12 protein-coding genes and 1 pseudogene are annotated in these 9,386 nt (G+C 60.2%); 3 read left to right on the forward strand and 10 right to left on the reverse strand.

The genetic code is table 11. The features are described from left to right. Nucleotides 1–387 precede the first annotated feature (387 nt). Together G7Y51_RS12430 and G7Y51_RS12435 are read left to right on the forward strand one after the other, a co-directional pair. The gene (locus G7Y51_RS12430; RefSeq protein WP_165177955.1) at nucleotides 388–714 is read left to right on the forward strand and encodes a type II toxin-antitoxin system RelE/ParE family toxin; all 327 of its coding nucleotides are present in this window, start codon (nucleotides 388–390) and stop codon (nucleotides 712–714) included. Beyond that, nucleotides 711–1,031, forward strand: coding sequence for an addiction module antidote protein (locus G7Y51_RS12435; RefSeq protein WP_165177957.1), 321 nt, complete (start codon nucleotides 711–713; stop codon nucleotides 1,029–1,031). Before G7Y51_RS12430 ends, G7Y51_RS12435 begins: the two co-directional genes overlap by 4 nt. Before the next feature lie 342 nt (nucleotides 1,032–1,373). On the opposite strand, the gene G7Y51_RS12440 is transcribed toward G7Y51_RS12435, so the two are convergent. The 10 genes and pseudogenes from G7Y51_RS12440 to G7Y51_RS12490 all read right to left on the reverse strand — a co-directional run bounded on the left by G7Y51_RS12440 (nucleotide 1,374) and on the right by G7Y51_RS12490 (nucleotide 8,430). Beyond that, complete coding sequence (locus tag G7Y51_RS12440) at nucleotides 1,374–1,934, reverse strand: hypothetical protein (protein WP_165177959.1); 561 nt, start codon at nucleotides 1,932–1,934, stop codon at nucleotides 1,374–1,376. Nucleotides 1,935–1,966: 32 nt separating this feature from the next. Next, nucleotides 1,967–2,269, reverse strand: coding sequence for a hypothetical protein (locus G7Y51_RS12445; RefSeq protein WP_165177961.1), 303 nt, complete (start codon nucleotides 2,267–2,269; stop codon nucleotides 1,967–1,969). Next, nucleotides 2,266–2,991, reverse strand: coding sequence for a hypothetical protein (locus tag G7Y51_RS12450; protein ID WP_165177963.1), 726 nt, complete (start codon nucleotides 2,989–2,991; stop codon nucleotides 2,266–2,268). Before G7Y51_RS12450 ends, G7Y51_RS12445 begins: the two co-directional genes overlap by 4 nt. 85 nt (nucleotides 2,992–3,076) lie before the next feature. Further along, the gene (locus G7Y51_RS12455; protein WP_165177965.1) at nucleotides 3,077–3,370 is read right to left on the reverse strand and encodes a hypothetical protein; all 294 of its coding nucleotides are present in this window, start codon (nucleotides 3,368–3,370) and stop codon (nucleotides 3,077–3,079) included. Continuing rightward, entirely contained in the window at nucleotides 3,367–3,612 is a 246-nt protein-coding gene (locus tag G7Y51_RS12460) for a hypothetical protein (protein WP_206214338.1), read from the reverse strand. The genes G7Y51_RS12455 and G7Y51_RS12460 overlap by 4 nt, the downstream gene beginning before the upstream one ends. Nucleotides 3,613–3,673: 61 nt before the next feature. Continuing rightward, nucleotides 3,674–3,967, reverse strand: a complete 294-nt coding sequence (locus G7Y51_RS12465; RefSeq protein WP_165177969.1) for a hypothetical protein — start codon at nucleotides 3,965–3,967, stop codon at nucleotides 3,674–3,676. Beyond that, nucleotides 3,967–5,097 carry a baseplate J/gp47 family protein gene (locus G7Y51_RS12470; protein ID WP_165177971.1) on the reverse strand — a complete coding sequence of 377 codons (1,131 nt, stop codon included), beginning with the start codon at nucleotides 5,095–5,097 and terminating at the stop codon, nucleotides 3,967–3,969. Before G7Y51_RS12470 ends, G7Y51_RS12465 begins: the two co-directional genes overlap by 1 nt. Beyond that, a pseudogene (locus tag G7Y51_RS13820) lies at nucleotides 5,084–6,700 on the reverse strand (phage tail tape measure protein); the annotation flags it as partial. The pseudogene G7Y51_RS13820 and the gene G7Y51_RS12470, both read right to left, overlap by 14 nt. 153 nt (nucleotides 6,701–6,853) lie before the next feature. After that, nucleotides 6,854–7,501 (reverse strand): phage major tail tube protein, encoded by a 648-nt coding sequence (locus tag G7Y51_RS12485; RefSeq protein WP_346773701.1) that lies wholly within the window; start codon nucleotides 7,499–7,501, stop codon nucleotides 6,854–6,856. Next, nucleotides 7,498–8,430: a phage tail sheath family protein gene (locus G7Y51_RS12490; RefSeq protein ID WP_165177977.1), complete on the reverse strand. Its 933-nt coding sequence runs from the start codon at nucleotides 8,428–8,430 to the stop codon at nucleotides 7,498–7,500. The genes G7Y51_RS12485 and G7Y51_RS12490 overlap by 4 nt, the downstream gene beginning before the upstream one ends. A 66-nt stretch (nucleotides 8,431–8,496) precedes the next feature. Between G7Y51_RS12490 and G7Y51_RS12495 the strand changes: the two genes are divergently transcribed. After that, nucleotides 8,497–9,253, forward strand: a protein-coding gene (locus tag G7Y51_RS12495; protein WP_165177979.1) for an IS5 family transposase whose coding sequence is annotated in 2 segments (ribosomal slippage) — nucleotides 8,497–8,810 and nucleotides 8,809–9,253 — 759 coding nt in all. Because the reading frame shifts where the segments join, the coding sequence is not laid out codon by codon here. Nucleotides 9,254–9,386: the final 133 nt, after the last annotated feature.

The raw sequence follows: 9,386 nt of genomic DNA on the forward strand, positions 1-9,386 counted from the left end.
GGGCGGCCCCGTGGAGTGGTGCGAGTAAATTGAAATCCACAATTCTTGCAGCGATACCGTTGTTTTCCCAGAATCTTTCCGCTTCGATATACCGTGCTGGCATGGCACTTGGGGCAGTCGGGCTTTGTTTCCATGTGTTTCTCCTTTTGGAGGGATATAACACATTTACATCATATTGTTAATACTCTCCGTATTCGCATTCGTTCGCGAATTATTCGCATTCCGACAACGCGAGCCGCAATACGCGGCATTGTTCCAATTGCCGCCTGCCAGCAGCACAACGACGAGGCAATGAGCGCATAGCCACCAGCACTATTTGCCCCGGTGGCGGCGAAAAATCAAGCTCGACCTCTTGACAAAAGTAGAATATAAACTACAATACAACCCATGCAATACGAACTCGCCATCTACTCGACTGAAAACAACCAGGTACCCTATGAGGACTATATGTCCAGCTTGCGTGACAGGCGGGCAAAGCTGCTTATTGCTAGGCGCGTCCAGCGAGCCGCAGCGGGGAATCTCGGTGATCACCATACGTTGGATGGCGGCCTGCATGAAATGCGCATTGCCTACGGCCCGGGCTATCGCGTGTATTACGCCTGGCATGGCCAGACCCTGGTTCTGCTGCTCCTGGCGGGTGACAAAAGAACCCAGACTGAAGATATAAAAAAAGCCAGAGCGTATCTGGCCGACTTTAAAAGGAGAAACGCATGAACGCGGAATTGAAGGGCGTTGTGCCCTATGACGATGTGGCGGCGCGCATGTACGCCAATGACCCTCAACTGGCGGCGGACATGCTCAATGCCTGCCTGGAAGATGGCGAAATGGATGAATTCCTCGTGGCCCTGCGGCATATCGCCAAAGCCTACGGGGGGCTGCCGGAGGTGGCGCGCGTGACCGGCCTGCACGAAAAAACCCTGTATAAAAGCCTCAATGCCAACGGCAATCCAACCCTGAAAACCCTGCTTGGCCTGGCCGATGCCATGCAGATGCGCTTGGCTTTCGTCCCCAAAACGGCGCAAGCCGTCTGATATCTCCAAAAAAATTCGACGGCTTACGCCGTGACCGGTTCCGCTGGCGCGGCCCCTTACGGGGCCGAACCAGCGGCGTTTTACGTTTTGCGGCCCACCGGCTCCGCGCCTGCCCACGCGCCGCGACGCTCGTATCCGCATGCGCTCGCGAATTACCCGCAGTCCGACAACGCGAGCCGCAAGACGCGGCAGCGTTCCAACCGCCGCCCGCCAGCAGCATAGGCATGGTCAATGTTGCGGCAAACAGATTCGCCAAGACCCGAATAGGCGTCTCTGCCATAGCTCTTTCCACCTTTGCGTTAGGCAGGGGCGGTGTACGCCCCTGCCGTTGGCCCCGGATGACTACGCGGCATCCGCGTCGTCAAACTCTTCCACCACGATCTGCAGCTTGCCGCTGTAGTCGTTGGTTTCACCCACGGTGGCAGCCGTGGCGATGCCGGTGAAGACGCCCAACTCCACGTCGTTGCAGACCAGATTCCCGGTAGCGCTCTTGCTGATGGAATCCAGGATTTCCTTGTTGGCGTGTTCGTGGCTCTTGGCCTCCAGGGCCGCAATGCGTCCGAGGGCGGCATTGAGTTCTTCCTTGGTGGCCTTGTCCGCCACAAGGGCATCGATGCTGTCCTTGTTGGCCTGGATGGCGGCCACCAGTTCCTTGAGGCGGTCAAGCACATCGTTGTTGTCGTCCTCACCGGTCAGGAAGGCGCTGACGGTGGATTCCAGGGCCTCCAGATCATCAATCAGGGTCTGGATGTCCCCATTCCGCAGGGAGGAAATGGCGCTGTCGAGCGCCGCCAGCGCCTCGGCCACGGTCTGCTTGCGGGTTTTGTCGTAAACCTGCTCGGACTTGAGCTGCACGTCCTTGCCGTTCACCTTCAGCAGGGACGCAAGATACTTCAGAGCCATGAAAACCTCTCTTTCAGGTTACAGGGTTTTGGTTATGTGTTGCCAATTTCCACTGCCTCTATATGAAGCGCGATGGCCGCACATTCAGGCGCAACGCCGCCGTCTTCCACAATGGTTACAGGGGCCAGCGTGACGCCGAAGGAAAGTTCCGCACCGGTCGGACCAAGATTTGCCGAGGAAGCGATGCCGTCCACCGTGGCCATGCCCACGGTGCCGTCTTTAAGCTGCACCAGCACCTTGTCGTCGGGTTTCACCACCACATCCGGCAGCAGCTCGCGTTGATCTTCGGGCACTGTCTGGCCCGTGCGCATGCGCGCGATACCCGTTGCGCTCATTGCGGGCCTCCCGCGAGCAGACGTCCGCCAGAGAGCAACGGGTACACACCGCCGCCCAAAACCAGCAGCGTCCCCTTGGGCAGGCCGCCCTGGGTGCCGCCATCGCTCTCGCCGCTGGCCGCATCCGGCGTGAGCTGCACCACATAATCACGAGTTGCGGGCAACCCGAACTCTGCGAAGCGGAACTTGTACAGGCCGCTGGCGTCCTCAATTTCAATACGGGCCAGAAACTCGCTCACCTCGCCCTGATCCACCCAGACCAGCCGTTTGATGCTGGCTGCCGCCGTCAGGCTGAAGCGGAACACCCACTCGCCCGCCGCAAAGGGGAAGGAAATCAAGCCGGAACGCTGCACCGTGCCGCTTACCACCGTGAACTCCTCGCCCGCGCCGCCTCCGGTGGCGGGCGCAATTTCCAGCGCAGGCGGCGAACCTTCATACTCGGCGTAGACCAGGCCGTGCCGGGCAAAAGTCAGCGCCTTGGTCATGTAGTAGCCGGGGCCGCGCACCAGACCCTTGGCTGTGTCCACATGGGCGGTGGTGCGGCTCAGGCTGGAGTCGGGGCCGTAGCTGTTTTCCAGATTCGTGGTAATACGGATGCGCCCATCGTCATGGGGCGACCGCAGCATCACTTCTTCGCTGTGGCCGCCACCGGAGAGCAGATAGACCTTGCCGTATTCCACCTTCATGGGATCAGCCACGTCCAGGGAGTCGTCACCGCGCACCCCGTGCCTCACCGGAAGGCTGAACTGGTCGATGACCGTGTTGTAGGTCTGGAACAGCGCGAATACGAACTTCTGGTTGCCAAGCTCATCCCGCAGGCGCAGCAGTTGCTCGTATTCCTCCAGGCGGTCGCGGGGGAATATCGGTCAGCATAACGGGATCGCTCAGGCAGCAGGTGATGCTGTAGCCGCCGCGTTCCACCACAGATACCGATCCGTCCCGATCTTCATCATGGCGAATGCGCAACGCCATACCGCCACCCGGCTCCACAACAAATCCCCAATAGACGCCGGGCATCAGCACTCCGGCCAGCTTGCGGTTCAAAGCGTGAGAGGTGTACTCCTCCCCGAATTTCACATAGGAAGCCAACTGCTGGGTCATGCCGTCACCTCCTCATCTCCGCTGTCGCCATCCGTAAGGCTCGAAGACTCGCCAACGGCTGCCGCAAGGTCGGGGAAGGAAATGTAGCAATGTTGCTCGTTATCCTTGTCCGGAGTAATCCACTCCAGAAGGAAGTGCGCCACGGCCACCAGTTCGCCCACCTGGTCGTACAGGGCCACAATGGTGCAGGGGGTGGCCTCCCGCACACTCCCGGCGGGAATGACGCACTTGAACAGTGCCATCTCGCCGCTGATTTCCCGCTGCGGAATGCCCTCAAAAAAGACACCCGGGATGGTCTTGATGTCAGCGGGGATACCGAGCAGCGGCTCCTCCTTGGTCTGGCAGTTGCCAGGCCAGCAGATCAAGCTCGGTTTCGGAGAGCGGCGGCAATGCTCTGTTGCCGGCAAGTCGCCGCAGGGGCGGCAGGATGCCGTTGCCGTCCTCAAGGAGCCGGGCCCAGAGCAGCAGGCTCGGAATGCCGGAAAGCGTCTTGGGCTGTACCGCGTCCAGGGCCTGGGCCGCCGCCCGCATGGACGAATCCGACGCCAGAGAGGACGGCAGCAGTTCGGCGAAGGAAGTGTCGGCAAGGCGTTTCATCAATCATCCTCGTAGCCGCCGAAGCGCAAAGAGAAGGCTGTTTCTCGCGCCACTTCCACCGCGTCCATCGGGCGGAACGCCCGGGTGGACACTTCAACCCTCTTGGCCCCGGCCTGCTCCAGCAGGGAAATCAGCTTGGTGGGATTGATATCGCGGCCCGGCTTGCTGCGCTGCCAGACGCGGTACTTTTCCAGCGCGGAGGCGATGTTCGCCCGGGTTGCATCGGCGAGCGCCGCTCCGGAGCGCGCAAGGTAATAAAGCCCGTCCACCGTGTATTCGATGACATCGGGCGGAGCCACCAGCACATGATCCTTCAGCGGCCGCACAAATTCGGAAGACAGCGTTTCGGCCACAAGACGCAGATGTTCGGCATCGGGCATTTCCCCGCCCAGCAGGATGGGGCGCACATCCACAACGCCGGGCGAAGGGCTGGTGATGGACACATCGGCGATATCCGCATGGGCGGACATGGCCCAAAAGCGGTAAGCACCCTCACTCCCGGCGTTGCTGAAGGCTTCCGAGGCAAGGCGGATGCGCTCGCGGTAATGCGCATCGCTCTCCACATCGCTGCCGCCAAGGGACACAGCGACGTTGCTGACCGCGCCTATGCAGGCGATGCGGTCTACCAGCTCCGTCATCTGGCCAGCCACAAAGCCATTGCCCTGCGCGCCTGGGCTCAGGCAGGCGGCATCGACTTCCACCTCAGTTTCACCCGCAGGGATGACCGCAACGGCCTGTGTGGCGAACATGACCTGACCGCCCGTGGTGGCCACGCGTGTTCCCGCCGGAATATCCACCGCAAAGGTCAATGCTTCGGGCAGAGAAAAGCGGAGCGTGGTGCGCGATGGCGTGGGCGCAAGGCGTGTCGTCCCCATGAACGCGCCCAGATGGTCAAGGTGCCCGCCCGCGGCGAACGCCAGAAGGTTCTGGCGCACCGCCAGGTCGATATTGCCGTTGATCACGATTTCGCGGTAGGCGAGGGACTCGCACAGCAGGCGCTCCGGCGTGGACGGGTACAGCGTGATGTTCATGGCGCTTTCAAAACTGGCGATGACATCTGCCTCCACCCGCCCCGTGTCCATAGGAGCGAAGGAGATGTCCGGCAGGGCGACAAGATCAACGGAAGTCATGCAGAAACTCCTTGCGTACCGAAAGGCTGACCACCGGGCACGGTCTGCCCTCCAGGGCTTCGCTTTTCGCCGGGGCAAAGGTGATGGAACGCACCTGGACGCGCATGGTCTCCGGCTGTCGCCCGGTAACCCTGCCCACGCGGATGCACTGGGCCAGCAAATCCTGCACCTGTTCCAGTTCCATCTCAGTACCCCAGGGCGGATTGCAGGGTGACGCTGGTGGTGTAGCCGCCGCTGCCGGATCCGTGAAAGTGACCGTACAGGAGCTGTACACTTCCGCTGTGGTGATTTTGCCCCGGAAACTGCCTGTGTTTCCTCTGTCCAGAGTCACAGGCTCAAGGCCGTCCGCGCCGGAACCGGAGTAGACGACAATCTGGCGTGAGGACACTTTCACCCTGCAACCGTGTTCGCCGCCGATGCGGTGCAGGAAGGCCAAATCCTGCTCCTGGCGCTGCTCCACCCTCTGGAGGGATATGGCATCCCCCCGGTACAGCAGCGTAAGGCCCGCTTCCCGGGCAATATCCCCGGCTATGGTTTCCAGTGTGGCGCTGTTCCAGGCCCTGGTTTTCTTCTGCCCGGCAAGCGACGTTTTGACAGCCGCAGGCACGCCCTTGATGGTTACGGTATCGGTTTCGCCCGCCTCGAATTCCACCTCGTCCACTTCAAACGCGCCGCAGGGCAACTCCAGGCAATCGCCGAGTGCGAACCAATCCGTACAGACGATGCTGGCCTGCATGGTATGGCCGCGCTGCGGGCACCAGGCGTCCTGCCAGAGCCTGTCCCGGTCACTGATGACCACCTGCAGATCGTCAGTTTCCCCCTTCGCGCCGCTCTTGTCGGTAAAGGTGAGGGAGAGCAGATCCGGAGCAAGGTCGGCGGAGATGTCACGGCCTTCATAAATCAGAGAGAGGGCGGCGCGGCGCATCAGGCCCCTCCTGTCATGCGCTCCCAGGGAGCGGCTTGCGCGGAGCGGAAGCCCCTTCTCCGGCGTCTTCGTCGTCATCACCGAATGCCCAGTCCCAGGCTTTGCCAAGGCCCCGCTTGGCGCTGCCCAGCACAGGGTTCTGCGAGAGCGTGAGAGCGCGCGTGGTGCCCACGGTGGCCATTTGCGCGCCGGAGAACAGCAGCATGCTCCGCGCGCCATGTTCAGGCCGGTACGCACGGGATTGAAGGCATAGCCCAGTACCAGGGAGGACACAGCCAGAGTCACGATGCCGCCGCCCACAAGGGCCACGCCCTTGGACATGGTCGGGAAGGTCTGCACGAACCATGAAATGCCGTTGGCCACTCCGGTTAGACCCACTGACGCACCCCGGATGGCCGGGAGGAAAAGATCCCCCACGGAGCTGCCCACATCTTCCCATGCGGACTTCAGGCGGCGCAATTCGCCGCCCGTGGTGTCGTTCATCTGCTGACTGATGCGAGCAGCGGTTCCGCTGGATGCGTTGATCTGCTCCATGTATTTCCGCATGGCGGTTGTGGGGCGGCCCAGACCGTCAACGATGGTCTGCCCCATATCGTCCACAGTCTTGCCCGCAGCATCGGCCAGGGCGATCATGGCCGCCGAGGCTTCCGTGCCGAATACCCGCTTGAAAACCTCGGCGCGCTCACCAGTCCCATCTCGCGGGTTTTGAGATTGAGTTCCTCCAGAATATCGACCAAGGGCCGTAAATTCCCCTTGGCATCCTTGGTGTTGCCCCCCATATCCGACAGGGTCTGGCTGGCCCCAGCGATATCCTCCATTTGCTCGTACAGTTCATCCAGCTCCGGCCCGGCGGCTCCCGTCAGGTCGGCCAGAGCCTCCTTGGCCATCTTGGGCGGGGCGGCCAGGCGCGGCAGGGGCGGCTGCCGCCATGCCCATGCCCATCGTACCCACGATGCGGCCATGCAAATCCATGCGTTGAGCCCGCAACATGGAACGCTGGGCCAGATTGGCCGACAGCGCCGCCTGGCTGCGGCGGGCGCGCTCCAGCTCGGTAGTCAGCTCCACCTGCAGGCGCAGCACTTCCATTTCCGTTTCATTGCCGTGCTTTTTGCCCGTTTCCAGGCTGCCCAGGGGCGATGTCTTGGTGTGGGCCAGCAGCGTCACCAGCAGCGGCACAGCCTTACGGATGCCCGTGGCTTCGTCTTCCATCTGCACGGAGGCGCGCAGTTCCAGCAGGGGTTGCAGCGTGGAATCCAGCAGCTTGTAGAAGTTCTTGGTCTGGCTGATCCACGAGAGCTTGGCGGTCATGCTCTGCGTCATGCCCAAGGCCGGGCTTTCGTATTCACCCGCCACGCCGGAGCCACTGATGGTTTCCGTGATGTAGGAAACTTCGGGCATCTCAATGGTGGCGACACCCAAAAGATCCGTGCCGTTGTAGTAGGCGCGGAAGGCGATGGTTTGTTCAGGTCTGCGGCTTATGCTTCACCCCCGAAAAGAGCTTGCAGATAGGTGGGATCAAATTCGAATATGCCCTCAATGCTTCTGGCGGGAGGAGGAGGCGAGAGCCACAGGTGGAAACGCAGCAGGCCGTCCATGATGTCCGTGAGCGAATTTTCACTGCCCAGATAGGAGATGCGGCCGCCGTTGATGAAGCCGCGCGAAGTGAAGCCGTCCAGGCGGATTTGCTCGGACTTCAGGATGCGCTCAATGAACCGCTTGGTGATGGGCCCATCCACCTGGGAGAAGTAGGTGAGGATGAAGCTGTTCTGGTACCAGTTGAAGAAGCGGCGAATGGGAATGAAGGCGTCCTTCGGATCCGTGTTGCTCGGATAGCACCCGGTACGATTGCCCCAAAACCGCCAGCCGCAGTCAAAATTGCTGACCGTGACGATGCCCTGGCCGTTGAGATAGTTGTTCTCATCAAGGCCCAGCCAGACTTCTTCATCCACCGCTCCATCGGCCCCCACGACCACCGCCCGATCCATGAACGCCTGCTTATTGGACGGGGAAACGTGCGGCGAATTGCCGTTGTCCGAATCGGTCAGGGATATACGCCCCGAAAGCTGTGTCGAAAGGTGATAGATACGCTCACCCAGGGCAATACGCGGCCAGCAGACGACCAGATTCTCGCTGGTCAGATTGTTCCGCTCCTTGTAACCGGGGACATCGGTGTAAAAGGGCACCGCAGCCGTGGGCACGTCAGCCAGGGCCAGGGCGCGGAAAAGGCCGTTGATGCCCACCGCCTTGGCCCCCATGCTGATGGCCACGGCGGGTTCCTCACTGAAACGCGGGGCCAGGATGGAGCCGGGCACGATGCGGTAGCGGGGAAACATCTCCGCTATCAGTTCCAGTCCGGTCTTTTTGCCCGTCCGCGCGTCCACGCCGCCGATGATGTCGGCGGAGGTCACCGCAGCCGGACTAGGGCCTGTTCACGCTATTTGACAAATTGTATTCATGGGGTATACTTGCCCCCCATGAACATAACCAAAGAACAATATGAACGCATTGCCGATTGCTTCCCCCGACAGCGGGGAAATGTTTCCCTGGATAATCGCCAAGTTCTCAATGCTATCCTCTATGTCGTGGAAAATGGCTGCAAGTGGCGGCGTCTCCCAAAAGAATTCGGCAACTGGCATACCATTTATACCCGCATGAATCGGTGGAGCAAAAATGGCGTCCTCGCCAAAATTTTTGAGCGGCTTCAGCGCGAGCGGCTCATTGCCGTCAAAATCAAGGTTCTTTCTCTTGACAGCACTATCATCAAGGTTCACCCCGATGGAACAGGGGCTTAAAAAAACAGGCCCCCAAGCCATCGGCAAATCCAGAGGCGGATGGACAACCAAACTTCATTTGGTTGTCGCGTCCCCTGAATGTGCCCTGATATTCAGTCTTTCCCCCGGCAATGCGGGAGATGCGCCTCAAGGCAGAAAACTTCTGGAAGCCCTCGGCCCTGCGCCTTGCAGTCTCCTTATGGACAGCGCCTATGAAGGCAATGAAACACAACAGTTGAGTCGTCGTCTGGGCTATGCGCCAGTAGTCCCTCCCCATCCCTTGCGGCGTAAGCCTTGGAATTATGACAAGGAGTTATACAAAAAACGCAATGAAGTTGAGAGATTGTTTCGACGCTTGAAGGGCTACAGGCGCATAGCAACCCGCTATGATAAGCTTGACGCCTTGTTTCTTGGCTTCATTCTGTTTGCCCTCATCGTTGAAGGACTTAAAAAGTGTTAACAGACCCTAGTGTTGCGTCAAACTTGAAAAGGCATAAAAAAGGACTTATCTTTTTCCTCAAATGGGAGAAGATATGCCAAAAATTTTATATAGGGTGACCCTCACACAGGAAGAACGCACTGAACTTGAAAGT

The sequence above is a fragment of the Desulfovibrio sp. ZJ369 genome (genome assembly GCF_011039085.1).
Classification (GTDB): domain Bacteria; phylum Desulfobacterota; class Desulfovibrionia; order Desulfovibrionales; family Desulfovibrionaceae; genus Desulfovibrio.

What these genes read in the sequence shown, in the direction of transcription:
- G7Y51_RS12430 (WP_165177955.1), top strand. Translation starts at nt 388, where the DNA reads ATGCAATACGAACTCGCCATCTACTCGACTGAAAACAACCAGGTACCC.
- G7Y51_RS12465 (WP_165177969.1), bottom strand. Translation starts at nt 3,967, where the DNA reads ATGAAACGCCTTGCCGACACTTCCTTCGCCGAACTGCTGCCGTCCTCT.
- G7Y51_RS12445 (WP_165177961.1), bottom strand. Translation starts at nt 2,269, where the DNA reads ATGAGCGCAACGGGTATCGCGCGCATGCGCACGGGCCAGACAGTGCCC.
- G7Y51_RS12435 (WP_165177957.1), top strand. Translation starts at nt 711, where the DNA reads ATGAACGCGGAATTGAAGGGCGTTGTGCCCTATGACGATGTGGCGGCG.
- G7Y51_RS12440 (WP_165177959.1), bottom strand. Translation starts at nt 1,934, where the DNA reads ATGGCTCTGAAGTATCTTGCGTCCCTGCTGAAGGTGAACGGCAAGGAC.
- G7Y51_RS12455 (WP_165177965.1), bottom strand. Translation starts at nt 3,370, where the DNA reads ATGACCCAGCAGTTGGCTTCCTATGTGAAATTCGGGGAGGAGTACACC.
- G7Y51_RS12470 (WP_165177971.1), bottom strand. Translation starts at nt 5,097, where the DNA reads ATGACTTCCGTTGATCTTGTCGCCCTGCCGGACATCTCCTTCGCTCCT.
- G7Y51_RS12460 (WP_206214338.1), bottom strand. Translation starts at nt 3,612, where the DNA reads ATGGCACTGTTCAAGTGCGTCATTCCCGCCGGGAGTGTGCGGGAGGCC.